General features: G+C 68.3%; 35 protein-coding genes. 32 read left to right on the plus strand and 3 right to left on the minus strand.

From position 1 onward, the window contains the following. Nucleotide 1: 1 nt before the first annotated feature. On the minus strand, nt 2-1,756 hold the full coding sequence (locus ACZ4Z3_RS08405) for an RNA ligase family protein (protein WP_468500285.1): 1,755 nt from the start codon (nt 1,754-1,756) through the stop codon (nt 2-4). Nucleotides 1,757-1,858: 102 nt separating this feature from the next. On the opposite strand from ACZ4Z3_RS08405, the gene ACZ4Z3_RS08410 reads away from it, so the two are divergent. Beyond that, nucleotides 1,859-2,584, plus strand: coding sequence for a YoaK family protein (locus ACZ4Z3_RS08410; protein ID WP_468500286.1), 726 nt, complete (start codon nt 1,859-1,861; stop codon nt 2,582-2,584). A gap of 12 nt (nt 2,585-2,596) precedes the next feature. Here the strand turns inward: ACZ4Z3_RS08410 and ACZ4Z3_RS08415 are convergent, their stop codons facing one another. Next, nucleotides 2,597-3,616 (minus strand): hypothetical protein, encoded by a 1,020-nt coding sequence (locus tag ACZ4Z3_RS08415; RefSeq protein ID WP_468500287.1) that lies wholly within the window; start codon nt 3,614-3,616, stop codon nt 2,597-2,599. A 483-nt stretch (nt 3,617-4,099) separates the two neighbouring features. On the opposite strand from ACZ4Z3_RS08415, the gene rpsJ reads away from it, so the two are divergent. The 31 genes from rpsJ (at nt 4,100) to truA (ending at nt 22,001) form a co-directional block, all read left to right on the plus strand. Beyond that, a complete protein-coding gene (rpsJ, locus tag ACZ4Z3_RS08420; protein WP_003948644.1) occupies nt 4,100-4,408 on the plus strand; it encodes a 30S ribosomal protein S10 in 309 nt (102 codons plus the stop codon). 16 nt (nt 4,409-4,424) lie between these two features. Then, nucleotides 4,425-5,069 (plus strand): 50S ribosomal protein L3, encoded by a 645-nt coding sequence (gene rplC / locus ACZ4Z3_RS08425; RefSeq protein ID WP_014674369.1) that lies wholly within the window; start codon nt 4,425-4,427, stop codon nt 5,067-5,069. A 7-nt stretch (nt 5,070-5,076) separates the two neighbouring features. Continuing rightward, a complete protein-coding gene (gene rplD, locus ACZ4Z3_RS08430) occupies nt 5,077-5,733 on the plus strand; it encodes a 50S ribosomal protein L4 (RefSeq protein ID WP_468500288.1) in 657 nt (218 codons plus the stop codon). After that, nucleotides 5,733-6,152: a 50S ribosomal protein L23 gene (rplW, locus tag ACZ4Z3_RS08435; protein WP_055517285.1), complete on the plus strand. Its 420-nt coding sequence runs from the start codon at nt 5,733-5,735 to the stop codon at nt 6,150-6,152. Before rplD ends, rplW begins: the two co-directional genes overlap by 1 nt. Nucleotides 6,153-6,190: 38 nt before the next feature. Further along, entirely contained in the window at nt 6,191-7,027 is an 837-nt protein-coding gene (gene rplB / locus ACZ4Z3_RS08440) for a 50S ribosomal protein L2 (protein ID WP_055517283.1), read from the plus strand. Nucleotides 7,028-7,039: 12 nt separating this feature from the next. Beyond that, entirely contained in the window at nt 7,040-7,321 is a 282-nt protein-coding gene (gene rpsS, locus ACZ4Z3_RS08445) for a 30S ribosomal protein S19 (protein WP_004984529.1), read from the plus strand. 43 nt (nt 7,322-7,364) lie between these two features. After that, on the plus strand, nt 7,365-7,712 hold the full coding sequence (gene rplV, locus ACZ4Z3_RS08450; RefSeq protein WP_055536779.1) for a 50S ribosomal protein L22: 348 nt from the start codon (nt 7,365-7,367) through the stop codon (nt 7,710-7,712). Continuing rightward, nucleotides 7,712-8,530, plus strand: coding sequence for a 30S ribosomal protein S3 (gene rpsC / locus ACZ4Z3_RS08455; RefSeq protein ID WP_055536778.1), 819 nt, complete (start codon nt 7,712-7,714; stop codon nt 8,528-8,530). Before rplV ends, rpsC begins: the two co-directional genes overlap by 1 nt. Nucleotides 8,531-8,535: 5 nt before the next feature. After that, on the plus strand, nt 8,536-8,955 hold the full coding sequence (gene rplP / locus ACZ4Z3_RS08460) for a 50S ribosomal protein L16 (RefSeq protein ID WP_055536777.1): 420 nt from the start codon (nt 8,536-8,538) through the stop codon (nt 8,953-8,955). Further along, a complete protein-coding gene (rpmC, locus tag ACZ4Z3_RS08465; protein WP_007494763.1) occupies nt 8,955-9,179 on the plus strand; it encodes a 50S ribosomal protein L29 in 225 nt (74 codons plus the stop codon). The genes rplP and rpmC overlap by 1 nt, the downstream gene beginning before the upstream one ends. Further along, complete coding sequence (rpsQ, locus tag ACZ4Z3_RS08470) at nt 9,179-9,466, plus strand: 30S ribosomal protein S17 (RefSeq protein ID WP_006130775.1); 288 nt, start codon at nt 9,179-9,181, stop codon at nt 9,464-9,466. Before rpmC ends, rpsQ begins: the two co-directional genes overlap by 1 nt. Before the next feature lie 173 nt (nt 9,467-9,639). Further along, on the plus strand, nt 9,640-10,008 hold the full coding sequence (gene rplN / locus ACZ4Z3_RS08475; RefSeq protein ID WP_003998823.1) for a 50S ribosomal protein L14: 369 nt from the start codon (nt 9,640-9,642) through the stop codon (nt 10,006-10,008). A gap of 2 nt (nt 10,009-10,010) precedes the next feature. Then, nucleotides 10,011-10,334, plus strand: a complete 324-nt coding sequence (gene rplX, locus ACZ4Z3_RS08480) for a 50S ribosomal protein L24 (RefSeq protein ID WP_010036713.1) — start codon at nt 10,011-10,013, stop codon at nt 10,332-10,334. Next, nucleotides 10,334-10,891, plus strand: a complete 558-nt coding sequence (gene rplE, locus ACZ4Z3_RS08485; protein ID WP_020135807.1) for a 50S ribosomal protein L5 — start codon at nt 10,334-10,336, stop codon at nt 10,889-10,891. Before rplX ends, rplE begins: the two co-directional genes overlap by 1 nt. A gap of 5 nt (nt 10,892-10,896) precedes the next feature. Then, the gene (locus ACZ4Z3_RS08490) at nt 10,897-11,082 is read left to right on the plus strand and encodes a type Z 30S ribosomal protein S14 (RefSeq protein ID WP_049567381.1); all 186 of its coding nucleotides are present in this window, start codon (nt 10,897-10,899) and stop codon (nt 11,080-11,082) included. Between the two features lie 213 nt (nt 11,083-11,295). Continuing rightward, the gene (gene rpsH / locus ACZ4Z3_RS08495) at nt 11,296-11,694 is read left to right on the plus strand and encodes a 30S ribosomal protein S8 (RefSeq protein ID WP_007384075.1); all 399 of its coding nucleotides are present in this window, start codon (nt 11,296-11,298) and stop codon (nt 11,692-11,694) included. Between the two features lie 24 nt (nt 11,695-11,718). Continuing rightward, nucleotides 11,719-12,258, plus strand: a complete 540-nt coding sequence (gene rplF, locus ACZ4Z3_RS08500) for a 50S ribosomal protein L6 (protein ID WP_058923759.1) — start codon at nt 11,719-11,721, stop codon at nt 12,256-12,258. Nucleotides 12,259-12,261: 3 nt separating this feature from the next. Further along, complete coding sequence (rplR, locus tag ACZ4Z3_RS08505) at nt 12,262-12,645, plus strand: 50S ribosomal protein L18 (protein WP_468100356.1); 384 nt, start codon at nt 12,262-12,264, stop codon at nt 12,643-12,645. A 36-nt stretch (nt 12,646-12,681) separates the two neighbouring features. Continuing rightward, the gene (rpsE, locus tag ACZ4Z3_RS08510; protein WP_058923758.1) at nt 12,682-13,287 is read left to right on the plus strand and encodes a 30S ribosomal protein S5; all 606 of its coding nucleotides are present in this window, start codon (nt 12,682-12,684) and stop codon (nt 13,285-13,287) included. Between the two features lie 2 nt (nt 13,288-13,289). Further along, entirely contained in the window at nt 13,290-13,472 is a 183-nt protein-coding gene (gene rpmD, locus ACZ4Z3_RS08515) for a 50S ribosomal protein L30 (protein ID WP_003974250.1), read from the plus strand. A 2-nt stretch (nt 13,473-13,474) separates the two neighbouring features. Continuing rightward, nucleotides 13,475-13,930 (plus strand): 50S ribosomal protein L15, encoded by a 456-nt coding sequence (gene rplO, locus ACZ4Z3_RS08520; RefSeq protein ID WP_055517269.1) that lies wholly within the window; start codon nt 13,475-13,477, stop codon nt 13,928-13,930. A gap of 525 nt (nt 13,931-14,455) precedes the next feature. Continuing rightward, entirely contained in the window at nt 14,456-15,769 is a 1,314-nt protein-coding gene (secY, locus tag ACZ4Z3_RS08525) for a preprotein translocase subunit SecY (RefSeq protein WP_468500289.1), read from the plus strand. After that, nucleotides 15,769-16,431 (plus strand): adenylate kinase, encoded by a 663-nt coding sequence (locus tag ACZ4Z3_RS08530; protein ID WP_468500290.1) that lies wholly within the window; start codon nt 15,769-15,771, stop codon nt 16,429-16,431. The genes secY and ACZ4Z3_RS08530 overlap by 1 nt, the downstream gene beginning before the upstream one ends. A 162-nt stretch (nt 16,432-16,593) precedes the next feature. Beyond that, on the plus strand, nt 16,594-17,430 hold the full coding sequence (map, locus tag ACZ4Z3_RS08535) for a type I methionyl aminopeptidase (protein WP_055536773.1): 837 nt from the start codon (nt 16,594-16,596) through the stop codon (nt 17,428-17,430). Between the two features lie 219 nt (nt 17,431-17,649). Beyond that, on the plus strand, nt 17,650-17,871 hold the full coding sequence (gene infA, locus ACZ4Z3_RS08540) for a translation initiation factor IF-1 (protein WP_003948620.1): 222 nt from the start codon (nt 17,650-17,652) through the stop codon (nt 17,869-17,871). A gap of 70 nt (nt 17,872-17,941) precedes the next feature. Beyond that, complete coding sequence (rpmJ, locus tag ACZ4Z3_RS08545; protein ID WP_003998809.1) at nt 17,942-18,055, plus strand: 50S ribosomal protein L36; 114 nt, start codon at nt 17,942-17,944, stop codon at nt 18,053-18,055. A 195-nt stretch (nt 18,056-18,250) separates the two neighbouring features. Next, nucleotides 18,251-18,631, plus strand: coding sequence for a 30S ribosomal protein S13 (gene rpsM, locus ACZ4Z3_RS08550; protein WP_030571236.1), 381 nt, complete (start codon nt 18,251-18,253; stop codon nt 18,629-18,631). 66 nt (nt 18,632-18,697) lie between these two features. Beyond that, the gene (gene rpsK, locus ACZ4Z3_RS08555) at nt 18,698-19,102 is read left to right on the plus strand and encodes a 30S ribosomal protein S11 (RefSeq protein ID WP_003956432.1); all 405 of its coding nucleotides are present in this window, start codon (nt 18,698-18,700) and stop codon (nt 19,100-19,102) included. Between the two features lie 154 nt (nt 19,103-19,256). Then, nucleotides 19,257-20,279 carry a DNA-directed RNA polymerase subunit alpha gene (locus tag ACZ4Z3_RS08560; RefSeq protein WP_003966937.1) on the plus strand — a complete coding sequence of 341 codons (1,023 nt, stop codon included), beginning with the start codon at nt 19,257-19,259 and terminating at the stop codon, nt 20,277-20,279. A 211-nt stretch (nt 20,280-20,490) separates the two neighbouring features. Next, entirely contained in the window at nt 20,491-20,997 is a 507-nt protein-coding gene (gene rplQ, locus ACZ4Z3_RS08565; protein WP_468500291.1) for a 50S ribosomal protein L17, read from the plus strand. Between the two features lie 140 nt (nt 20,998-21,137). Then, nucleotides 21,138-22,001: a tRNA pseudouridine(38-40) synthase TruA gene (gene truA, locus ACZ4Z3_RS08570; RefSeq protein ID WP_468500292.1), complete on the plus strand. Its 864-nt coding sequence runs from the start codon at nt 21,138-21,140 to the stop codon at nt 21,999-22,001. Nucleotides 22,002-22,021: 20 nt separating this feature from the next. On the opposite strand, the gene ACZ4Z3_RS08575 is transcribed toward truA, so the two are convergent. Beyond that, nucleotides 22,022-22,909, minus strand: coding sequence for a hypothetical protein (locus ACZ4Z3_RS08575; protein WP_468500293.1), 888 nt, complete (start codon nt 22,907-22,909; stop codon nt 22,022-22,024). Nucleotides 22,910-23,242: the final 333 nt, after the last annotated feature.

Consider the following 23,242-nt stretch of genomic DNA (forward strand, 5'->3'; position numbering starts at 1 on the left):
CTCAGACCTCTTCCTCTACGGTCCCACTCGCCCCGATGTACCAGGTGCGATGGGCGTCGCCCGGGTACGGCGGGCTGAACCTGCGCACCTGCGTGGTGAGCACCTCCGCCGGCACCGGGTGCTCGCGGCGGGCGTTGCGCCGCACCAGCTCGTCCTCGTCGACGAGGACCACGGCATGGGTGACCAGGGCGTCCCGGCGGTGGGCGACCGCGTGCACGAGCGAGCGCTGCTGCCGGGTGAGCGACGTGGCGTCCCACACCACCGTCCCCCCGGCGGCCAGCGCCGCGTCCAGCCGGTCGAGCCCCGCGCGCAACACCTCCGCGTTGGCCCGCTGATCGGCGCGCGCACCCCGGCCCGCGCGCAACTCGTCCAGCGACACGTAGGCGTCCACCCCCGGCAGCTCCCGCCCGAACGTGCTCTTGCCGCTGCCCGACGGGCCCACCAGCTGGATCAGCTTCGGGAAGTCACCCGCCCGCCACCGCCACGTCGCGGCCACGGCCTCCTCGGACACCGCCCGGGGCAGGCCCTCAGGGCGGCCGGGCCGGCCGCTCGCGCTGAGCTCATCGCTCCCACCGTCCCCCGCGATCGCGCTGATCCGCCCGCGCGCGTACGCCTCCCGGGCCTCGGCCCGGCAGCGGGCGGCCGCGTCGGCGGGCAGGTCGGCGAACGCGGCCCGCAGCGCGTCCCACTCCGGGCGGCCGACCTCCTCCGCGTGCAGCGCGGACCACTCCACCTGGTCCCGCGCCTCGTCCGTGTCCGCGGTGGCCCGAGCGACCGCGTGCAGCAGCCCGAGGTCGGCGGCGTACGACATCCGCAGCAGGCCCGTCCGCCGGTCCCCGTCCGGATACGGCCGGTGCAGCGCCGGGTGCAGCCCGACGAGATCCGCCACCCGCCGTGCGAGCGGCAGGCCCACCACCCCGGCGAGCCGCGCCGCGAGCCACCCCCGCTGGCCGTGCCGGGTGTGCAGCAGCGCGGCGAGGGCCCCGGCGAGCCGGTCGTCCCCGGTGAACCCGGCCCCGTCGAACCGAGCGAGAGCCCCCGCGTCCCCCACGTCCCCCGCGCCGGACAGCCCGACCGCCTCCGTCAGCACCGCCGCGTCGACACCGACCCCCGAGCGCACGTCCCACAGGGCGGCCCGCGCGCCAAGACCGTTCTCGACGACCGCCGCGTGCATCCAGTGCGTGTCCGTCCGGACGTGCCCGGCCCGCACCCACTTCGCCACACGCGCCCCGAACTCCGCCGCGCCGAAACCGTCCACGACCCGGACGACGTACCCCTCCTGTCGTGCGAGGTCCAGCCGCAGCGCCCGGAGTGCCCGCTCGTCGAACTCGCCCCGCCACAGCACCCGCGGCACCGGGATCCCGAGCCCCCGCAGAAAGCGGACCGTGCTGTCCCAGTCGAGGCAGCGGCCCCCGGCGTCCCACACCGAGAAGCCGTAGAACCAGCTCTCCAGGTCCTCGTACGCGAGGGAGTGCCGGGCGAACATGTTCTCCCCGCACACCCGCCACCCCTCGGGGATGTACGGCCCGATGCGCGCCTGGAGCGCCTTGACCCAGGTGCGGGAGGGGTGGTGGGCGGAGTCGAGCGACCGGGCGTGGAGGCCGTCGGCGTACAGCGTCGTGTTCTCGCCGTCGAGCTTCTCGGTGACGACGACCTCGCGCCCGCGCAGCCCGGACAGATCCGTGACCCGGAGATCGTCCGAGGTCGCGCCGGGGGACCAGGGCAGATGCCGGGTCCGTGGATAGTGCGTACGCATGATGGATGTTCCCCCGCCCGAGCGCCGTGCGGGCGCGCCTGATCAGCGTAGGAGCGCGTGGCGACGGCGGGCCAACGGATTAACGGGACCTAGGGTCCCGCCATGAAACCCGGAGCGGGTGCCGTCCTCACCTCGGTGATGCTGGTGCTCACCCTGACCACCGGCATGATCGAGGCCGTGAGCTTCCTCGTGCTGGGCCCGGTGTTCACCGCGGTGCAGACGGGCAACCTGCTCTTCCTCGCCTTCGCGCTCACCGGCGCCGCCGATCTCTCCCCGGCCGCGTCCGGTGTCTCCCTCGTCGGCTTCGCGGTGGGCACGGTGCTCGGCTCCCGGGTGGAGTCGGGGGTGGACCGGCGGGGCGGCCGCTGGTTCGTGGTCGCCCTGCTCGCCGAGGGGGCGCTGCTGGGGGTGGGCGCCCTGGTCGCGTGGCGCACCGGCGTCCACGCGTCGACCGCGCCGGGCGAACCGCTGACGGGCCGCCACCTCGCGGTGATCGCGCTGGTGGCCGGGGCGATGGGGCTCCGCAACGTCACCGCGCTGAGGGCGTCGGTCCCGGACGTGCCCACCACCCTGTCCACCCGTTCCCTGACCGCCCTCCTCAGCGCCCTCCCGCCGACCCCCGACACCCGGATCGGCTCGGGCCCCCGGCACGAGAGACGCCGTCTCGCGTCGGTCGGCGCGATGTTCATCGGCGGCGTGCTGGGTGCCTGGCTCCTCGACAGGACGGCGCCCCCGGCGGTCGTCCTGTTCCTGCCCGCCGCGATCGCCCTCGGCCTGGGCACGGCCCACCTGGTCGCCGGGGCGGAACGCACGTCGGTACGCGACTGAGCGCGACACGGCCTAAGCGGGCGGCCAGGCTCCCGTGGCGCGCAGCGTCATGTACGTCTCGGTGGGCGGGAACGTCGGCGCGAAGTGGGCCGGTGTCCCGTCGTGCGGGACCACGACCACGGCACTGAACGGGGCCTGGGTGGGGTCGCCCGTCTCGATGTGCTCCCTGAAGTCGAACCGCACGGTCCATCCGTAGGCGAAGTCGACGGCCGAGTCGGGAAGCATGACGACGGAATCCGCCCGGTCCGGGTAGCACTCCGTCATCAGAAATCGGGCTCCCGCCGCCACGGCGTCCTCCCTGGCCATCTTCCGCGCGGCTCCGCCGCGACCGCCCCCGTCCCGTGGTTCGGCCATGACCCGGTCCTTGTCCTCCCAGGCCCGGAGAATCGCCACGGCATGGGCGATACGCATGTCCAGACGTCCGGGGTCCGAGTGGAAGGTTTTCTCACCGAGGCCCCGGAAATCCAGGACCGTCCCCCTGCCCTTCACCCGCCAGCGGGTCCGCGTGGGGCGGGACACGTAGTCGTCGCTCTCGCCGTTCAGGAGGTCGTACACCTTCACGACCAGCAGGCACACCGCCCAGAGCGGGGCCGTCGCCGCCAGGAGCAGCCACGCGTACCAGGTGCCCTCCTTACCCGTGGCCGTCAGCGGTGTGCCCGCCGTCCCCACGGACCAGCGGACCCGGCGCGGCCACGGCAGGACCCGGCCGGCGCGGCGGGTGACCCGCGCCAGGACGGTGCCGTCGGCGGCGCGGACGTCATGGGCGCCCGGGGCCACCGGGTGGACCGAGCACCACAGCGTGTCGCTCGTACCGTCGACGATCCAGAAGGGCGACGGCGTCTCACGGACCCCCGGCAGCCCCGAGCGGGGCGCGAAGACCCGGGCCACCGGCGCGTCCCGCGCACCGGGCGCGGTCGGCGGCCGGATCGTCGACGCCGGCTCGGCGTCGGGCGGCAGCCCCAGCGAGAGCGGATCGGCCACGGGGGAGGGGCGGTCCACGGAGACCCGGAACGCGTACGACCTGTCATGCACGGTGTCATTCAAACGGGTCGGCCCCCGCCGGACGCCCGCCGGGGGCCCGTGTGGCGACGGCTCGCGGGGGTCTGGTTTGACCTTGGTCACTCTCGGGGTAATCTCTCCGGCTCGATTGGCGGAGGGCCTGGGCCATATGGCAGACTGTCGGAGTTGCTCGGTCGAGTGTTGATGCTGCACGCCTCCCGCCGGGGGGACCGGAAGCGAGTCCCACAGTACTCGTCGCTCTAACTGCCTCACGGCAGCGCTGGAGCGGACGTACGGGAATCTTCCGGGAAGTGTGGCGCGGCGCCGGCCAGGCGCCCGGTGGGCCTCCGCCCCCGGCCCGCGGTTCCGGTAGGGCCGCGTTCCCGCGCAGGGGATGTTCGAACAAGGGACATCTGTGTCAGCGGAAGCGCGACACGCCCGACCGCGTGGGTCGGAGGACGGACCAGGGAACACCAGGTTCCAGAGCGTTAGAAGAGACAGGACTACTGAGTAGCCATGGCGGGACAGAAGATCCGCATCCGGCTCAAGGCCTACGACCACGAGGTCATCGACTCCTCGGCGAAGAAGATCGTCGAGACGGTGACCCGCACTGGTGCGTCGGTCGCGGGCCCGGTGCCGCTGCCCACTGAGAAGAACGTGTACTGCGTCATCAAGTCGCCGCACAAGTACAAGGACTCGCGCGAGCACTTCGAGATGCGCACGCACAAGCGCCTGATCGACATTCTCGACCCCACCCCCAAGACCGTTGACTCTCTGATGCGACTCGACCTCCCGGCCGGTGTCGACATCGAGATCAAGCTCTGAGGGCGGTGATCTGAGAATGGCTAAGCAGATCAAGGGCATCCTGGGCGAGAAGCTCGGCATGACGCAGGTGTGGGACGAGAACAACCGTGTTGTTCCGGTCACCGTCGTCAAGGCCGGCCCCAACGTCGTGACCCAGGTTCGTACCAACGACGTCGACGGCTACGAGTCGGTCCAGATCGCCTTCGGCGAGATCGACCCGCGCAAGGTGAACAAGCCCCTCAAGGGCCACTTCGCCAAGGCCGACGTCACCCCCCGTCGCCACCTCGTCGAGATCCGCACCGCGGACGCCTCCGAGTACACGCTGGGCCAGGAGATCACCGCTGAGGTGTTCGAGGCCGGCGTGAAGGTCGACGTCACCGGCAAGAGCAAGGGCAAGGGCTTCGCCGGTGTCATGAAGCGTCACAACTTCCGTGGCCTCGGCGCCGGACACGGCACCCAGCGCAAGCACCGCTCTCCCGGTTCCATCGGTGGCTGCGCCACCCCGGGCCGTGTGTTCAAGGGCCTCCGCATGGCGGGTCGCATGGGCAACGAGCGGGTCACCACCCAGAACCTGACCGTCCACGCCGTTGACGCGGAGAAGGGTCTGCTGCTCATCAAGGGCGCGGTTCCCGGTCCGAACGGCGGCCTCGTCCTGGTCCGCACCGCGGCCAAGGGGGCCTGAGGTACCGATGAGCACTGTTGACATCCTTTCGCCTGCCGGCGAGAAGACCGGAAGCGTCGAGCTCCCCGCGGAGATCTTCGGCGTGGAGAAGGTCAGCATCCCGCTGATCCACCAGGTCGTCGTCGCGCAGAACGCCGCTGCCCGCCAGGGCACGCACAAGACCAAGACCCGCGGCGAGGTTCGCGGTGGCGGCAAGAAGCCGTACCGCCAGAAGGGCACCGGCCGCGCCCGTCAGGGCTCGACCCGCGCGCCCCAGTTCGCCGGTGGTGGCGTCGTCCACGGCCCGCAGCCGCGTGACTACTCGCAGCGGACCCCGAAGAAGATGAAGGCCGCGGCCCTGCGCCACGCCCTCACCGACCGGGCCCGTCACAACCGCATCCACGTCGTCTCCGGCGTGATCGAGGGCGAGAACCCCTCCACCAAGGCCGCCAAGAGCCTGTTCGGCAAGATCTCGGAGCGCAAGAACCTGCTCCTGGTCGCCGAGCGCTCCGACGAGGCCGCGTGGCTCTCCGCCCGTAACCTGCCCCAGGTGCACATCCTGGAGCCGGGCCAGCTGAACACGTACGACGTGATCGTCTCGGACGACGTGGTCTTCACCCAGGCCGCTCTCGAGTCCTTCGTCGCCGGCCCGAAGGCCAACGACACCGAAGGGACTGAGGTCTGATGGCCGTCCGTCACCCCTCCATCGCCTCGAAGGCGGCCAAGGCCGCCAAGGCCGCGCGCGTCGCCAAGGCGCGTCGCCACGCCACCGAGGGCAAGAACACCGTCGTCACCCCGGCGAGCAAGGCGTACACGGACCCCCGTGACGTCCTGATCAAGCCGGTCGTGTCGGAGAAGAGCTACGCGCTCCTCGACGAGAACAAGTACACGTTCATCGTCGCGCCCGGCGCCAACAAGACCCAGATCAAGCAGGCCGTCCAGTCGGTCTTCTCGGTCAAGGTCACCGGGGTCAACACGATCAACCGCCAGGGCAAGCGCAAGCGGACCCGCACCGGCTTCGGCCAGCGCTCCGCGACGAAGCGCGCGATCGTGACCCTCGCCGAGGGCGACCGTATCGACATCTTCGGCGGTCCGACCGCGTAAGCGGGTCGGATCGTCCGATATCGGACGAGGACTGAGAAATGGGAATCCGCAAGTACAAGCCGACTACGCCGGGCCGTCGTGGTTCCAGCGTCGCCGACTTCGTCGAGATCACGCGGTCCACGCCGGAGAAGTCGCTGGTCCGCCCCCTGCACAGCAAGGGCGGCCGTAACAACGCCGGTCGTGTGACCGTTCGCCACCAGGGTGGCGGACACAAGCGCGCCTACCGAGTGATCGACTTCCGTCGTCACGACAAGGACGGCGTGCCGGCGAAGGTCGCGCACATCGAGTACGACCCCAACCGCACCGCGCGCATCGCGCTGCTGCACTACGCCGACGGCGAGAAGCGCTACATCCTCGCCCCGCGCAACCTGCAGCAGGGTGACCGCGTCGAGAACGGTCCCGGGGCCGACATCAAGCCGGGCAACAACCTGGCCCTCCGCAACATCCCGGTCGGTACCACGATCCACGCGATCGAGCTCCGTCCCGGTGGCGGTGCCAAGTTCGCCCGCTCCGCCGGTGCCTCCGTGCAGCTGCTCGCGAAGGAGGGCGCCTACGCCCACCTCCGCATGCCCTCCGGTGAGATCCGCCTGGTCGACGTGCGCTGCCGCGCCACCGTCGGCGAGGTCGGCAACGCCGAGCAGAGCAACATCAACTGGGGCAAGGCCGGCCGCAAGCGCTGGCTGGGCGTCCGCCCGACCGTTCGCGGTGTGGCGATGAACCCGGTTGACCACCCCCACGGTGGTGGTGAGGGCAAGACCTCCGGTGGTCGCCACCCGGTCAGCCCCTGGGGTCAGAAGGAAGGTCGTACTCGTTCGCCCAAGAAGGCGTCGAACAAGTACATCGTCCGCCGCCGCAAGACGAACAAGAAGCGCTAGGAGCGGGTTTAGATGCCGCGCAGTCTCAAGAAGGGGCCCTTCGTCGACGACCACCTGATCAAGAAGGTGGACGCCCAGAACGAAGCCGGCACCAAGAACGTCATCAAGACCTGGTCCCGTCGCTCGATGATCGTCCCGGCCATGCTCGGCCACACGATCGCGGTGCACAACGGCAAGACCCACATCCCGGTGTTCGTCACCGAGTCGATGGTCGGCCACAAGCTCGGCGAGTTCTCGCCGACGCGCACCTTCCGGGGTCACGTCAAGGAAGACCGGAAGTCGAAGCGCCGCTAGTAGCGGATCGCATTCAGACACGTAAGTAACTGAAGGGACAACCATGGAAGCCAGGGCCCAGGCGCGGTACATCCGCGTCACGCCCATGAAGGCCCGCCGCGTGGTGGACCTTATCCGTGGCATGGACGCCACGGAGGCTCAGGCGGTCCTGCGATTCGCTCCGCAGGCCGCCTCCGTGCCCGTCGGCAAGGTGCTCGACAGCGCCATTGCCAACGCCGCGCACAACTACGACCACACGGACGCCACTTCGCTGTTCATCAGCGAGGCGTACGTCGACGAGGGTCCGACCCTGAAGCGGTTCCGTCCGCGTGCCCAGGGCCGTGCCTACCGGATCCGCAAGCGGACCAGCCACATCACCGTGGTCGTCAGCAGCAAGGAAGGAACCCGGTAATGGGCCAGAAGGTTAACCCGCATGGGTTCCGGCTCGGTGTCACCACGGACTTCAAGTCCCGGTGGTACGCCGACAAGCTGTACAAGGACTACGTCAAGGAAGACGTCGCCATCCGTCGGATGCTGACGTCCGGCATGGAGCGCGCCGGTATCTCCAAGGTGGAGATCGAGCGCACCCGTGACCGTGTCCGCGTGGACATCCACACCGCGCGTCCGGGCATCGTCATCGGCCGCCGCGGCGCGGAGGCCGACAAGATCCGCGGTCAGCTGGAGAAGCTGACGGGCAAGCAGGTCCAGCTGAACATCCTCGAGGTCAAGAACCCCGAGACCGACGCTCAGCTGGTTGCTCAGGCCGTCGCCGAGCAGCTGTCCTCCCGTGTCTCCTTCCGTCGGGCCATGCGCAAGAGCATGCAGTCCGCCATGAAGGCCGGCGCCAAGGGCATCAAGATCCAGTGCGGTGGCCGCCTCGGCGGCGCCGAGATGTCCCGCTCGGAGTTCTACCGCGAGGGCCGTGTGCCCCTGCACACGCTCCGCGCGAACGTGGACTACGGCTTCTTCGAGGCCAAGACGACCTTCGGCCGCATCGGTGTGAAGGTCTGGATCTACAAGGGCGACGTCAAGAACATCGCCGAGGTCCGCGCCGAGAACGCCGCTGCCCGTGCGGGTAACCGCCCGGCCCGCGGTGGTGCCGACCGCCCGGCCCGTGGTGGCCGCGGTGGCGAGCGGCGCGGTCGCAAGCCGCAGCAGGCTGCCGGCGCCGAGGCCCCCAAGGCCGAGGCCCCCGCCGCTCCGGCTGAGAGCACCGGAACGGAGGCCTGACCGACATGCTGATCCCCCGTAGGGTCAAGCACCGCAAGCAGCACCACCCGAAGCGCAACGGCGCTGCCAAGGGTGGCACGACGGTTGCGTTCGGCGAGTACGGCATCCAGGCGCTCACCCCGGCGTATGTGACGAACCGTCAGATCGAGGCCGCTCGTATCGCCATGACGCGTCACATCAAGCGTGGTGGCAAGGTCTGGATCAACATCTACCCGGACCGTCCCCTCACCAAGAAGCCCGCCGAGACCCGCATGGGTTCCGGTAAGGGTTCCCCGGAGTGGTGGATCGCCAACGTCAAGCCCGGACGCGTGATGTTCGAGCTGTCGTACCCCAACGAGAAGATCGCCCGTGAGGCCCTGACTCGCGCCGCCCACAAGCTGCCGATGAAGTGCCGGATCGTCAAGCGCGAGGCAGGTGAAGCGTGATGTCGGCCGGTACCAAGGCGTCCGAGCTGCGCGAGCTGGGCAACGAGGAGCTTCTGGCGAAGCTCCGCGAGGCCAAGGAAGAGCTGTTCAACCTCCGCTTCCAGGCGGCGACCGGACAGCTCGAGAACCACGGCCGTCTGAAGGCGGTCCGCAAGGACATCGCGCGGATCTACACCCTGATGCGCGAGCGTGAGCTGGGCATCGAAACGGTGGAGAACGCCTGATGAGCGAGAACAACGTGACTGAGACGAACACTGAGGCGCGGGGCTTCCGCAAGACCCGTGAGGGCATCGTCGTCAGCGACAAGATGGACAAGACCGTCGTCGTCGCCGTCGAGGACCGCAAGAAGCACGCCCTGTACGGCAAGGTCATCCGCAGCACGAGCAAGCTCAAGGCGCACGACGAGCAGAACGCCGCCGGCGTCGGCGACCGCGTCCTCCTGATGGAGACCCGGCCGCTGTCCGCCACCAAGCACTGGCGCGTCGTCGAGATCCTCGAGAAGGCGAAGTAATAAGCGGGGGCACCGCCCCCGCTGACCCCCGCCGGGGCTCCGTCCCGGACCCCGGCGTGGGTTCTCGCCCGAAGAGGCGCAAGTAATTCCTGCGGGGGTATCCCCGCAGGACGGTTCCGCCAGGCTCTCCGGTCAGCTTCCGGAGGGAACCGGCAGACAATCAGGAGATAGACGTGATCCAGCAGGAGTCGCGACTGCGTGTCGCCGACAACACTGGTGCGAAGGAAATCCTTTGCATCCGTGTGCTCGGTGGCTCCGGTCGCCGCTACGCGGGCATCGGTGACGTCATCGTCGCCACCGTCAAGGACGCGATCCCCGGTGGCAACGTGAAGAAGGGTGACGTCGTCAAGGCGGTCATCGTTCGCACCGTCAAGGAGCGCCGCCGTCCGGACGGCTCGTACATCCGCTTCGACGAGAACGCCGCCGTCATTCTGAAGAACGACGGCGACCCTCGCGGCACCCGTATCTTCGGCCCCGTCGGCCGTGAGCTGCGCGAGAAGAAGTTCATGAAGATCATCTCGCTCGCGCCGGAGGTGCTGTAAGCATGAAGATCAAGAAGGGCGACCTGGTCCAGGTCATCACCGGTAAGGACAAGGGCAAGCAGGGCAAGGTCATCGCGGCCTTCCCCCGCGAGGACCGCGTCCTGGTCGAGGGTGTCAACCGGGTCAAGAAGCACACCAAGGCCGGTCCGACGGCTCGCGGTTCGCAGGCCGGCGGCATCGTCACCACCGAGGCGCCGATCCACGTCTCCAACGTCCAGCTGGTCGTGGAGAAGGACGGCAAGAAGGTCGTGACCCGCGTCGGTTACCGCTTCGACGACGAAGGCAACAAGATCCGCGTTGCCAAGCGGACGGGTGAGGACATCTGATGGCTACCACCACCACTCCGCGTCTGAAGACGAAGTACCGCGAGGAGATCGCGGGCAAGCTGCGTGACGAGTTCAAGTACGAGAACGTCATGCAGATCCCCGGCCTCGTCAAGATCGTGGTCAACATGGGTGTGGGCGACGCCGCCCGCGACTCCAAGCTGATCGAGGGCGCCATCCGCGACCTCACCACGATCACCGGTCAGAAGCCGGCCGTCACCAAGGCCCGCAAGTCCATCGCGCAGTTCAAGCTGCGTGAGGGCCAGCCGATCGGTGCCCACGTCACGCTCCGTGGCGACCGCATGTGGGAGTTCCTGGACCGCACCCTGTCGCTCGCGCTCCCGCGCATCCGCGACTTCCGTGGTCTGTCCCCCAAGCAGTTCGACGGCCGTGGCAACTACACCTTCGGTCTCACCGAGCAGGTCATGTTCCACGAGATCGACCAGGACAAGATCGACCGCACCCGGGGTATGGACATCACCGTGGTGACCACGGCGACCAACGACGCTGAGGGCCGCGCGCTCCTTCGTCACCTCGGCTTCCCCTTCAAGGAGGCGTGAGCGAGATGGCGAAGAAGGCACTGATCGCGAAGGCTGCCCGCAAGCCGAAGTTCGCCGTGCGCGGCTACACCCGCTGCCAGCGGTGTGGCCGTCCGCACTCCGTGTACCGCAAGTTCGGCCTGTGCCGCGTGTGCCTCCGTGAGATGGCTCACCGTGGCGAGCTGCCGGGCGTGACCAAGAGCTCCTGGTAATCCCGCCTTTTAGGGATTCCGGAAGCTCTCGGTAAGCACTGGGCGTGTCAGGTGCCCTCCCTTCCATGGCTTAGGCTTGGAGGGTTGGGCGCCTGATGGTCGCCCGTACGACTTACTACGCCGTAGGTCCACCGCACCGCACCCGCCTCGTCTCGGATCGAGGAGAGGGATGGGCACCTGGAAACCCCGGCGAGAGAGGCCGAAGGCCAATTCATGACCATGACTGATCCGATCGCAGACATGCTTACGCGTCTGCGGAACGCGAACTCGGCATACCACGACTCCGTGACGATGCCGGCATCGAAGATCAAGTCTCACATCGCGGAGATCCTCCAGCAGGAGGGCTTCATCACGGGCTGGAAGGTCGAGGACGCCGAGGTCGGCAAGAACCTCGTCCTGGAGCTGAAGTTCGGCCCCAACCGTGAGCGCTCCATCGCGGGCATCAAGCGGATCTCCAAGCCCGGTCTCCGGGTGTACGCGAAGTCCACCAACCTGCCGAAGGTGCTCGGCGGTCTCGGCGTGGCGATCATCTCCACGTCCCACGGGCTCCTCACCGACAAGCAGGCCGGCAAGAAGGGCGTAGGCGGAGAAGTCCTCGCCTACGTCTGGTAGCGGAAGGGAACGGAGGAAACAGCTATGTCGCGCATTGGCAAGCTCCCCATCACGGTTCCCGCCGGCGTGGACGTCACCATCGACGGCCAGACGGTCTCGGTCAAGGGCCCCAAGGGCACGCTGACCCACACCGTCGTGGCGCCGATCGAGATCGCCAAGGGTGAGGACGGCGTCCTGAACGTCACCCGCCCCAACGACGAGCGTCAGAGCAAGGCCCTGCACGGCCTGTCCCGCACGCTGGTGGCGAACATGATCACCGGCGTGACCCAGGGTTACGTGAAGAAGCTCGAGATCAGCGGTGTCGGTTACCGCGTGACGGCCAAGGGTTCGAACCTCGAGTTCGCGCTCGGCTACAGCCACCCGATCACCGTCGAGGCGCCCGAGGGCATCACCTTCAAGGTGGAGACCCCGACCCGCTTCCAGGTCGAGGGCATCGACAAGCAGAAGGTCGGCGAGGTTGCGGCCAACATCCGCAAGCTGCGCAAGCCCGACCCGTACAAGGCCAAGGGCGTCAAGTACGAGGGCGAAGTCATCCGCCGCAAGGTCGGAAAGGCGGGTAAGTAAGCCATGGCATACGGCACGAAGATCGCTAAGGGCGACGCTTACAAGCGTGCTGCCATCAAGCGGCGCCACATCCGTATCCGTAAGAAGGTCAACGGTACGGCTGAGCGTCCCCGCCTGGTCGTGACCCGCTCGAACCGCCACATCGTGGCCCAGGTGATCGACGACCTCAAGGGTCACACTCTTGCGTCGGCCTCCACCCTGGACGCGTCGATCCGTGGCAACGACGACGACAAGTCGGCGCAGGCCGGCAAGGTCGGCGCCCTGGTCGCCGAGCGCGCCAAGGCCGCCGGTGTCGAGGCCGTCGTGTTCGACCGTGGTGGTAACCGGTACGCGGGTCGCATCGCGGCCCTGGCCGACGCCGCCCGCGAAGCCGGGCTCAAGTTCTGAGCCGCTTGTAGCTAGCGGAAAGAGAGAGGTAATCCAATGGCTGGACCCCAGCGCCGCGGAAGCGGTGCCGGTGGCGGCGAGCGGCGGGACCGGAAGGGCCGTGACGGCGGCGCTGCTGCCGCCGAGAAGACCGCGTACGTTGAGCGCGTCGTCGCGATCAACCGCGTCGCCAAGGTTGTGAAGGGTGGTCGTCGCTTCAGCTTCACCGCGCTGGTCGTGGTGGGCGACGGTGACGGCACCGTGGGTGTCGGTTACGGCAAGGCCAAGGAGGTGCCGGCCGCCATCGCCAAGGGCGTTGAGGAGGCCAAGAAGCACTTCTTCAAGGTCCCCCGTATCCAGGGCACCATCCCGCACCCCATCCAGGGTGAGAAGGCTGCCGGCGTCGTGCTGCTCAAGCCCGCGTCCCCCGGTACCGGTGTTATCGCCGGTGGTCCGGTGCGTGCCGTGCTCGAGTGCGCCGGTATCCACGACGTGCTGTCGAAGTCGCTCGGCTCCGACAACGCGATCAACATCGTGCACGCGACCGTGGAGGCCCTGAAGGGCCTGCAGCGTCCCGAGGAGATCGCGGCCCGCCGTGGTCTGCCCCTCGAGGACGTCGCCCCCGCGGCTCTGCTCCGTGCGCGTGCCGGGGCGGGTGTGTGATCATGGCGCAGCTCAAGATCACGCAGGTCAAGTCCTACATCGGCAGCAAGCAGAACCACCGTGACACCCTGCGCTCCCTTGGTCTCAAGGGCATCAACACGCAGGTCGTCAAGGAGGACCGCCCCGAGTTCCGCGGCATGGTGCACACCGTCCGCCACCTCGTGACGGTCGAGGAGGTCGACTGATCATGGCGGAGAACAACCCGCTCAAGATCCACAACCTCCGTCCCGCCCCGGGTGCCAAGACCGCCAAGACCCGTGTCGGTCGTGGTGAGGCCTCGAAGGGTAAGACGGCCGGTCGTGGTACCAAGGGCACCAAGGCCCGCTACCAGGTTCCGGAGCGCTTCGAGGGTGGCCAGATGCCCCTCCACATGCGTCTTCCGAAGCTGAAGGGCTTCAAGAACCCGTTCAAGACCGAGTTCCAGGTCGTGAACCTCGACAAGCTGGCCGCGCTCTACCCCGAGGGTGGCGAGGTCACCGTCGAGGGTCTGGTGGCCAAGGGTGCCGTTCGCAAGAACAGCCTCGTCAAGGTCCTCGGCCAGGGCGAGATCTCCGTGGCGCTGCAGGTGACGGTCGACGCCGTCTCCGGCTCCGCCAAGGAGAAGATCACCGCCGCCGGCGGCAGCGTCACCGAGCTCATCTGAGCCCGGGCGGCCGCGCCGCGCAGCACGTACGAAGGCCGGGTGGTTCCCCTCACGGGGGAGCCGCTCGGCCTTCGGCGTTCACCCGGCGCGAAAAGACCGCGGTCGGCACCGCCGACGCCTTCCCGCCGGGAACTCCGGCGGACGAGGATTCGTCGTACACCGTGGTGACTGTGCGGTAACTTTCCGCGCGGCGAGTGCGGAGTCCGGCGAGCGATCTGCGCCGTTTCTTCCGGTTCGTCGTCGTGGTCGGTGACAGGGGGAGACGCTCGGCGGGAGATCCCGTCCCGTGTGCGGACTTCGAACATGTGACGGGATCCGGTGGACGGCGGGTGACCGCGAATTGCTCGCCGCGCAAGCGAACTTCACCTGGCTGCACAGGCACTGTTAGAGTCCGTGAGGTCCACCTGTGCCCGCGCGAGGAATGCCGTTCGGTGTCGGGGTGGTAGAAAACATCGTTCGGCCCACCGGGCCCTGTTGAAACGACTAGTCCCTACCGCGCGCGTCGCGGGGGTCGCAGGAGGAACCGTGCTCACCGCGTTCGCCCGGGCGTTCAAGACGCCCGACCTGCGCAAGAAGCTGCTCTTCACGCTCGGCATCATCGTGATCTACCGGATCGGCACGCACGTCCCGATCCCCGGTATCGACTACACCGCTGTCCAGGCCTGCATCGATGCGCAGAAGTCCAACTCTGGCCTCTTCGGTCTGGTCAACATGTTCAGTGGTGGTGCGCTGCTGCAGATCACGATCTTCGCGCTCGGCATCATGCCGTACATCACCGCGAGCATCATCCTGCAGCTGCTGACCGTGGTGATCCCGCGCCTCGAGGCCCTCAAGAAGGAGGGTCAGTCCGGTACGGCGAAGATCACGCAGTACACGCGGTACCTCACCGTGGCGCTGGCGATCCTTCAGGGCACCGGCCTGGTCGCCACGGCCCGCAGCGGTTCGCTCTTCCCGAACTGCCCGCAGGCCCAGCAGGTCGTGCCGGACCCGTCGATCTACAACACCGTCGTCATGGTCATCACGATGACCGCCGGCACGGCGCTCGTCATGTGGCTCGGTGAGCTCATCACCGACCGCGGCATCGGCAACGGCATGTCGATCCTGATGTTCATCTCGATCGCCGCCACCTTCCCGGCCGCGCTGTGGGCCATCAAGGAGCAGGGAAGCCTGGCGGACGGCTGGATCGAGTTCGCCACCGTGATCGCGGTCGGCTTCGTGATGGTCGCGCTGGTGGTCTTCGTCGAGCAGGCCCAGCGCCGCATCCCGGTGCAGTACGCGAAGCGCATGATCGGCCGCCGGTCCTACGGCGGTACCTCGACGTACATCCCGCTGAAGGTGAACCAGGCGGGTGTGATCCCCGTCATCTTCGCGTCGTCGCTGCTCTACATCCCGGCGCTGATCGTCCAGTTCTCCGGATCGACGGCCGGCTGGGCCGCCTGGGTCACGAAGAACCTGGCGCAACCGGACGCGCCGGTGCACATCACGATCTACTTCTTCCTGATCGTCTTCTTCGCCTTCTTCTACGTGGCCATCTCGTTCAACCCCGAGGAAGTCGCGGACAACATGAAGAAGTATGGTGGCTTCATCCCGGGCATCCGGGCTGGCCGACCGACCGCTGAGTACCTCTCCTACGTGCTCAACCGGATCACCTGGCCGGGTTCGCTGTACTTGGGTCTGATCGCTCTCGTCCCGACAATGGCGTTGGCTGGTTTCGGGGCAAACCAGAACTTCCCGTTCGGCGGTACCAGCATCCTCATCATCGTGGGTGTGGGTCTGGAGACGGTGAAGCAGATCGAGAGCCAGCTCCAGCAGCGCAATTACGAAGGGTTCCTCCGCTGATGCGAATCGTCCTCGTCGGGCCGCCGGGTGCGGGCAAGGGAACGCAGGCCGCGTTCCTCGCCAACAACCTGTCCATCCCGCACATCTCCACGGGCGACCTGTTCCGGGCCAACATCAGCAAGCAGACGGAGCTCGGCAAACTCGCGAAGTCCTACATGGACAAGGGCGAACTGGTGCCGGACGAGGTCACCATCGCCATGGCCAAGGACCGCATGGAGCAGCCGGACGCCGTGGGCGGCTTCCTGCTCGACGGCTTCCCGCGCAACGTCTCGCAGGCCGAGGCCCTCGACGTGACGCTGCGGGAAGAGTCCATGACCCTGGACGCGGTGCTGGACCTCGAGGTCCCGGAGGAAGAGGTCGTCAAGCGGATCGCCGGCCGGCGCATCTGCCGGAACGACTCGGCGCACGTCTTCCACGTCACGTACAAGCAGCCCCAGCAGGACGGCGTGTGCGACGTCTGCGGCGGCGAGCTGTACCAGCGCGACGACGACTCCGAGGAGACCGTCCGCAAGCGCCTGGAGGTCTACCACACCCAGACCGAGCCGATCATCGACTACTACAAGGCCCAGGGCCTCGTGGTGACGATCTCGGCGCTCGGCAAGGTGGAAGAGGTCACCCAGCGCGCCATGGACGCGCTGAAGCGCGAGGACGACGGCAAGTAGCCGTCAGCGGTACGTCGGCCGCGGTGCCCGTCAGGGGCGCCGCGGCCGTACTGTTGTGTAGGCAACGCCGACAACCCCGAGAACGACGAGCCGTGGGCCGAGGACCGGCCCAGCGGCACAGTGGACGCCCGTAGGCGGAGAAGACGGAGAGCGCAGGACCTCATGGTGCAGATCAAGAGCCCCGAGCAGATCGCCAAGATGCGCGAGGCGGGGCTGGTCGTCGCCGCCATCCACGCGGCCACCCGTGAGGCGGCCGTGCCGGGCGCCTCCACGAAGGACCTCGACGACGTGGCCCGCAAGGTGCTCGCGGAGCACGGCGCGAAGTCGAACTTCCTCGGGTACGGCGGCTTCCCCGCGACCATCTGCACCTCGGTCAACGAGGTCGTCGTGCACGGCATCCCGAGCGACGACGTCGTCCTGAAGGACGGCGACATCATCTCCATCGACTGCGGCGCCATCGTCGACGGCTGGCACGGGGACGCCGCGTACACGGCGTTCGTGGGCTCCGGCCACGCTCCCGAGCTGATCGAGCTGTCGCGGGTCACCGAGGAGTCCATGTGGGCCGGGATCGCCGCGATGAGGCTGGGGAACCGGCTCGTCGACATCTCCCGCGCCATCGAGACGTACATCCGCCGGCAGCCGAAGCCGGGCGGCGGCAAGTACGGCATCGTCGAGGACTACGGCGGCCACGGCATCGGCACGGAGATGCACATGGACCCGCACCTGCTGAACTACGTCGAGCGGCGGCGCGGCAAGGGGCCGAAGCTGGTGCCGGGCTTCTGCCTGGCGATCGAGCCGATGGTGTCCCTGGGCACCCCGCGCACGGAGGTCCTGTCGGACGACTGGACCGTGGTGACGACCGACGGCACCTGGTCCTCGCACTGGGAGCACTCGGTGGCCCTGACCGAGCAGGGGCCGCTGGTGCTGACGGCGCCCGACGGCGGCCGGGCGAAGCTGGCGGAGCACGGCATCACGGCGGCACCCGACCCGCTGGCCTGAGGCACCCGCACCGGCGGTCATGAGCGCCCCCTCGACCGGCCTCCGGCCCGGCGAGGGGGCGCTGCCGTGGCGGAATAAGGATCATCCGGAGTGGGCAGTCATACCGAATTCGTGTTTCTGGTGGCGCTGACGTAGACTGACTCGTCGGCTCTCGTGTGCCCGTGTGTCCTCATGCGGTCGCGGAGAGTCGATCAAGGTAGTCGATTCGAAGGGCGAAGCGTGGCCAAGAAGCAAGGTGCCATCGAGATCGAGGGCACTGTCGTCGAGTCTCTGCCGAACGCCATGTTCAAGGTCGAGCTCCAGAACGGCCACCAGGTCCTGGCACACATCAGCGGCAAGATGCGTATGCACTACATCCGCATCCTCCCTGACGACCGGGTCGTGGTGGAGCTGTCTCCGTACGACCTGACGCGTGGCCGGATCGTCTACCGCTACAAGTAGATCTTGCCCGCATCCGTGCCCCGGTCCCCGGGGACGCGGGTGATGGCACTGACCCGGAGAACCTCACCCAATGAAGGTCAAGCCGAGCGTCAAGAAGATCTGCGACAAGTGCAGGGTGATCCGCCGTCACGGTCGGGTCATGGTCATCTGCGAGAACCCGCGCCACAAGCAGCGCCAGGGCTGACGCACGTTCGACCGCTCCCTCTGCATCGATATCGCAGGGATTCGCGCGACGCGAGCTGAATTGTTCATACGCAGGACCCAGGCGCCCCAGGTGCCTGACACCCCCGGTCGGAGGCCGGGGACCCGGTTCGTACCTGGTACGGCGGCCGGGAGCCGGTTCTGCGGAAGACCTCCGAAGATCACCAGGAGCCATTGAATGGCACGCGTTTCCGGTGTTGACATCCCGCGCGACAAGCGCGTGGAGGTCGCCCTCACCTACGTGTTCGGCATCGGCCGGACCCTCTCCCAGCAGACGCTGGCCGAGACCGGCATCGACCCGAACACCCGCGTTCGCGACCTCTCCGAGGAGCAGCTCGTCGCGATTCGTGAGTACGTCGACAACAACATCAAGACCGAGGGTGACCTCCGTCGCGAGATCCAGGCCGACATCCGCCGCAAGGTCGAGATCGGCTGCTACCAGGGTCTCCGTCACCGTCGCGGTCTGCCTGTCCGCGGTCAGCGCACCAGCACCAACGCTCGCACCCGCAAGGGCCCGCGTCGCGCCATCGCCGGTAAGAAGAAGCCGGGCAAGAAGTAGTCCACAGCGGACTTCGCCGTCCAGCGGTCTTCGCTGTAGGACCGACCACCTCCCGTAGGAGTACAGATGCCCCCCAAGGGTCGTCAGGGCGCTGCCAAGAAGGTGCGCCGCAAGGAAAAGAAGAACGTCGCTCACGGCCACGCGCACATCAAGAGCACGTTCAACAACACGATCGTCTCGATCACGGACCCCTCGGGCAACGTGATCTCCTGGGCCTCCGCCGGCCACGTCGGCTTCAAGGGCTCCCGGAAGTCCACGCCGTTCGCCGCGCAGATGGCCGCCGAGTCGGCTGCCCGTCGCGCGCAGGAGCACGGCATGCGCAAGGTCGACGTGTTCGTCAAGGGCCCGGGCTCGGGTCGTGAGACGGCCATCCGTTCGCTCCAGGCGACCGGTCTCGAGGTCGGCTCCATCCAGGACGTCACGCCCACCCCGCACAACGGCTGCCGTCCCCCGAAGCGTCGTCGCGTCTGACCTCGGTCGGCCGCTTCGCGGTTCTCGGTTCCGGGCGGTACGACCCTTCGGGGGCGTATCGCCCGTACCCTTGCAGTACCCACGCTTTTCACGGGCGTGGTTTCCGTCGGGCGTCAAATAGCGGGCGTCCACGACAGAAGGATCTGATCCACACATGCTGATCGCTCAGCGTCCCTCGTTGACCGAAGAGGTCGTCGACGAGTTCCGCTCCCGGTTCGTGATCGAGCCGCTGGAGCCGGGCTTCGGTTACACCCTCGGCAACTCCCTGCGCCGTACGCTCCTGTCGTCGATCCCGGGTGCGGCGGTCACGTCCATCCGTATCGACGGTGTCCTGCACGAGTTCACCACCGTGCCGGGCGTCAAGGAGGACGTCACCGACCTGATCCTCAACATCAAGCAGCTGGTCGTCTCCTCGGAGCACGACGAGCCGGTCGTGATGTACCTGCGCAAGCAGGGCCCGGGTCTGGTCACCGCCGCCGACATCGCGCCCCCGGCCGGTGTCGAGGTGCACAACCCCGACCTGGTCCTCGCCACGCTCAACGGCAAGGGCAAGCTGGAGATGGAGCTGACGGTCGAGCGTGGCCGCGGTTATGTCTCCGCCGTGCAGAACAAGCAGGTGGGCCAGGAGATCGGCCGTATCCCGGTCGACTCCATCTACTCGCCGGTTCTCAAGGTCACCTACAAGGTCGAGGCGACTCGTGTCGAGCAGCGCACCGACTTCGACAAGCTGATCGTCGACGTCGAGACCAAGCAGGCCATGCGTCCCCGTGACGCCATGGCGTCCGCCGGTAAGACCCTGGTGGAGCTGTTCGGTCTGGCGCGCGAGCTCAACATCGACGCCGAGGGCATCGACATGGGTCCGTCCCCGACGGACGCCGCGCTCGCCGCGGACCTGGCGCTGCCGATCGAGGAGCTGGAGCTCACGGTCCGCTCCTACAACTGCCTCAAGCGCGAGGGCATCCACTCCGTGGGTGAGCTCGTGGCGCGTTCCGAGGCCGACCTGCTCGACATCCGCAACTTCGGTGCGAAGTCGATCGACGAGGTCAAGGCGAAGCTGGCGGGTATGGGCCTGGCGCTCAAGGACTCGCCTCCCGGGTTCGACCCCACCGCTGCGGCGGACGCGTTCGGCGCGGACGACGACGCGGACGCGGGCTTCGTCGAGACCGAGCAGTACTAAGAGCTCGGGCCGGACGGTCCGTACTCGGGCGCGGGTGCGCTGTGGCTTGTCGCGCCCACGCGGCGGAGCCGCAGATGTAACACAGCCCCGCGCCCCTTCCGGACGACTCGCCCTCTGGGGCTTGTCGTCCGGATCTCTGACAGGCGACCGCCTGCTCAGATACTGACTCCGGTACCTGATACGGCCGGGGCAGACACCTAGGAGAAACACCATGCCGAAGCCCACCAAGGGTGCCCGTCTGGGCGGCAGCGCCGCGCACGAGAAGCTGCTCCTCGCGAACCTCGCGAAGTCGCTCTTCGAGCACGGCCGCATCACCACCACCGAGGCGAAGGCCCGCCGTCTGCGGCCGTACGCCGAGCGTCTGGTCACCAAGGCGAAGAAGGGCGACCTTCACAACCGCCGCCAGGTGCTCTCGGTCATCACGGACAAGAGCGTCGTGCACACGCTCTTCACCGAGATCGGCCCGCGGTACGAGAACCGTCCGGGTGGCTACACCCGTATCACCAAGATCGGTAACCGCCGTGGCGACAACGCGCCCATGGCTGTCATCGAGCTGGTCGAGGCGCTGACGGTCGCACAGCAGGCCACCGGTGAGGCCGAGGCCGCCACCAAGCGTGCCGCCAAGGACGCGGAGGCGCCGGCCGCTGAGGCCAAGGTGGACACCACCAAGGCCGACGACGCCGGCGATGAGGCTGCCGAGGAGTCCAAGGACGCGTAAGCGTTCTGGGGGGCCTGCGTTGTCGGCTGCGACGACGTCGTGGCTGGTCGCGCAGTTCCCCGCGCCCCTTGATCGGCGTTGAAGTGGGCCCGTTCCCTACAGGAGCGGGCCCGCTTTCGTGTTCCTGAGAGGATCTCTGTGTGAGTGACGATGTGGCACCCGGGTTCGCGCGGGTGCGTCTTGATCTTTCGTACGACGGGACCGAGTTCTCCGGGTGGGCCAAGCAGGCCGCGGGACGGCGGACCGTGCAGGGGGAGATCGAGGACGCGCTGCGGACCGTGACGCGGTCGGCGACGACGTACGAGCTGACCGTGGCCGGGCGGACCGATGCCGGGGTGCACGCCCGGGGGCAGGTGGCCCATGTCGACCTGCCGCGGGAGGTGTGGGACGAACATCACGGGAAGCTGCTCAAGCGGCTCGCGGGGCGGCTGTCGAGGGACGTGCGGGTGTGGGCGCTCCGGGAGGCGCCGAGCGGCTTCAACGCGCGGTTCTCGGCCGTCTGGCGGCGGTACGCCTATCGCGTCACCGACAACCCCGGCGGTGTCGATCCGCTGCTGCGCAACCATGTGCTGTGGCACGACTGGCCGCTCGACGTGGACGCCATGAACGAGGCGGCCCAGGGGCTGCTGGGGGAGCACGACTTCGCGGCCTACTGCAAGCGGCGCGAGGGGGCGACCACCATCCGCACCCTCCAGGAGCTCAGCCTCGTGCGGGGCGACGACGGGATCATCACGGCGACCGTGCGGGCCGACGCGTTCTGCCACAACATGGTGCGCTCCCTCATCGGGGCGCTGCTCTTCGTGGGCGACGGGCACCGGGGCGCCGAGTGGCCCGGCAAGGTGCTGGCCGCCGGGGTCCGGGACTCCGCCGTGCACGTCGTACGGCCGCACGGGCTGACCCTGGAGGAGGTCGGGTACCCCGCCGACGAGCTGCTCGCCGCGCGGAACAAGGAGGCGCGGAACCGGCGGACCCTGCCGGGTGCGCCCGGGGCCGGCTGCTGCTGACCCCGGGCGGCCGTACGCGGCTACTGCGCGTTGGCCGCGGCGGCCGCCTGGGCCTCGCCTCGGCGGCGGATCTGCTCGAAGGTGGCCTGGGCGAGGTGGTCGCCGGCGGTGTAGACGGAGGTGTCCTTCTCCGTGACGTCCTTGCCGCCGGTGAAGCCGGAGAGCGTGAAGTAGGCGTAGCGGCCGTAGGAGTTGACCGTCGTACGGCAGATCGCCGAACTGCAGAAGACGGGGACGCCCTCGCCGGAGAGGGAGAGGATGGTGCTCTTCTTGTCCCAGCCCGTCTTGACCTTGGTCGCCTGGGCCTCGGTGTCGAACAGGGCGACGCCGATCGTGGTCGCCACCTTCTCCCGGTGGTACGTCACGCGCATGAAGCGGGTGCAGTCGTTGCTGTCCAGGAGCTTGCCGAGGGCGCCCCTGACGGCCGAGGCGCAGTCCTTCGTCGAGGCGGTGGGGCCCTTGCGGTAGACGACGTCGTCGGCCCGCGTCAGCTGGGACCCCGGGAAGAGGATGTCCGGGCTGATCGGTGCCTTGTCCTTGCCCGAGCTGGAGATGAACTCCTTCGGGTCCAGCGGCGGCGGCGCGGTGGTGGGCTCGAACGAGGGGTCCGTCTTCGTGCTCGCGCTCGGTATGCCCCCGTCGGCGGGCAGGTCGCCCGGCTGGTTCGCGGTCGTGTTCGTGCCGCCGCTGTCGGTGTTCACGACGGCGACGGCCACGGCGGCGCCGATCCCGACGGTGGCCATGGCACCGCCGACGATCATCAGCAGTCTGCGGCGCTTGTTGCGCGTCTCGGACTGCTCGGCCAGCGCCGCCCAGTCCGGGGTCTGGTTGGAGGAACCCCACTGATCGCCCCACGGATTGTGGGAACCCCCGGGGCTCCACTGAGACCCCCCCTGCCCAAAGCTCATGGGCGCATTTTAGACGGGGGACGGGGGGTGTTGGTCAGTGTCCAGGGGGAGTTGAGCCCCGAGCGTGATCTGGAGGGCCGGGGCAAATGACGCCAACCGTGGGTGGTCGGGACGATCGTCCTCCCGGCCGGGTCGGCCGTCCGCCGGGTTCGTTTTGACCCGTCCGGGGCCGCACGGCTATTCTTCAGGTTCGTTATGTGTATTGGCTTGCTCATTCTCACGTGAGACGCCCTTACACCGGTCCACCGGGCCGATGACCAGCGACCAGCACGCGGTTTGCGTCACCGCTGTGCGGTCAGGGCTGTCGTGATCGTCTTCGGTGACCTTGTCAGG

The organism is Streptomyces sp. NPDC030296, from assembly GCF_055572815.1.

Bases quoted from the DNA above. Each gene is read 5' to 3' on its own strand.
- rplV (WP_055536779.1), top strand. From the start codon at position 7,365: ATGGAAGCCAGGGCCCAGGCGCGGTACATCCGCGTCACGCCCATGAAG.
- rplW (WP_055517285.1), top strand. From the start codon at position 5,733: ATGGCCGTCCGTCACCCCTCCATCGCCTCGAAGGCGGCCAAGGCCGCC.
- ACZ4Z3_RS08490 (WP_049567381.1), top strand. From the start codon at position 10,897: ATGGCGAAGAAGGCACTGATCGCGAAGGCTGCCCGCAAGCCGAAGTTC.
- rpsC (WP_055536778.1), top strand. From the start codon at position 7,712: ATGGGCCAGAAGGTTAACCCGCATGGGTTCCGGCTCGGTGTCACCACG.
- rpmJ (WP_003998809.1), top strand. From the start codon at position 17,942: ATGAAGGTCAAGCCGAGCGTCAAGAAGATCTGCGACAAGTGCAGGGTG.
- rplR (WP_468100356.1), top strand. From the start codon at position 12,262: ATGGCATACGGCACGAAGATCGCTAAGGGCGACGCTTACAAGCGTGCT.
- rplQ (WP_468500291.1), top strand. From the start codon at position 20,491: ATGCCGAAGCCCACCAAGGGTGCCCGTCTGGGCGGCAGCGCCGCGCAC.
- map (WP_055536773.1), top strand. From the start codon at position 16,594: ATGGTGCAGATCAAGAGCCCCGAGCAGATCGCCAAGATGCGCGAGGCG.
- rpsE (WP_058923758.1), top strand. From the start codon at position 12,682: ATGGCTGGACCCCAGCGCCGCGGAAGCGGTGCCGGTGGCGGCGAGCGG.
- rplB (WP_055517283.1), top strand. From the start codon at position 6,191: ATGGGAATCCGCAAGTACAAGCCGACTACGCCGGGCCGTCGTGGTTCC.
- rplF (WP_058923759.1), top strand. From the start codon at position 11,719: ATGTCGCGCATTGGCAAGCTCCCCATCACGGTTCCCGCCGGCGTGGAC.
- rpsQ (WP_006130775.1), top strand. From the start codon at position 9,179: ATGAGCGAGAACAACGTGACTGAGACGAACACTGAGGCGCGGGGCTTC.
- rplP (WP_055536777.1), top strand. From the start codon at position 8,536: ATGCTGATCCCCCGTAGGGTCAAGCACCGCAAGCAGCACCACCCGAAG.
- rplD (WP_468500288.1), top strand. From the start codon at position 5,077: ATGAGCACTGTTGACATCCTTTCGCCTGCCGGCGAGAAGACCGGAAGC.
- ACZ4Z3_RS08530 (WP_468500290.1), top strand. From the start codon at position 15,769: ATGCGAATCGTCCTCGTCGGGCCGCCGGGTGCGGGCAAGGGAACGCAG.
- rpsK (WP_003956432.1), top strand. From the start codon at position 18,698: ATGCCCCCCAAGGGTCGTCAGGGCGCTGCCAAGAAGGTGCGCCGCAAG.
- ACZ4Z3_RS08560 (WP_003966937.1), top strand. From the start codon at position 19,257: ATGCTGATCGCTCAGCGTCCCTCGTTGACCGAAGAGGTCGTCGACGAG.
- rpsJ (WP_003948644.1), top strand. From the start codon at position 4,100: ATGGCGGGACAGAAGATCCGCATCCGGCTCAAGGCCTACGACCACGAG.
- ACZ4Z3_RS08405 (WP_468500285.1), bottom strand. From the start codon at position 1,756: ATGCGTACGCACTATCCACGGACCCGGCATCTGCCCTGGTCCCCCGGC.
- rpmC (WP_007494763.1), top strand. From the start codon at position 8,955: ATGTCGGCCGGTACCAAGGCGTCCGAGCTGCGCGAGCTGGGCAACGAG.
- rpsM (WP_030571236.1), top strand. From the start codon at position 18,251: ATGGCACGCGTTTCCGGTGTTGACATCCCGCGCGACAAGCGCGTGGAG.
- rplE (WP_020135807.1), top strand. From the start codon at position 10,334: ATGGCTACCACCACCACTCCGCGTCTGAAGACGAAGTACCGCGAGGAG.
- rpsS (WP_004984529.1), top strand. From the start codon at position 7,040: ATGCCGCGCAGTCTCAAGAAGGGGCCCTTCGTCGACGACCACCTGATC.
- ACZ4Z3_RS08575 (WP_468500293.1), bottom strand. From the start codon at position 22,909: ATGAGCTTTGGGCAGGGGGGGTCTCAGTGGAGCCCCGGGGGTTCCCAC.
- rpsH (WP_007384075.1), top strand. From the start codon at position 11,296: ATGACCATGACTGATCCGATCGCAGACATGCTTACGCGTCTGCGGAAC.
- ACZ4Z3_RS08410 (WP_468500286.1), top strand. From the start codon at position 1,859: ATGAAACCCGGAGCGGGTGCCGTCCTCACCTCGGTGATGCTGGTGCTC.
- rplO (WP_055517269.1), top strand. From the start codon at position 13,475: ATGGCGGAGAACAACCCGCTCAAGATCCACAACCTCCGTCCCGCCCCG.
- rplC (WP_014674369.1), top strand. From the start codon at position 4,425: ATGGCTAAGCAGATCAAGGGCATCCTGGGCGAGAAGCTCGGCATGACG.
- rpmD (WP_003974250.1), top strand. From the start codon at position 13,290: ATGGCGCAGCTCAAGATCACGCAGGTCAAGTCCTACATCGGCAGCAAG.
- rplX (WP_010036713.1), top strand. From the start codon at position 10,011: ATGAAGATCAAGAAGGGCGACCTGGTCCAGGTCATCACCGGTAAGGAC.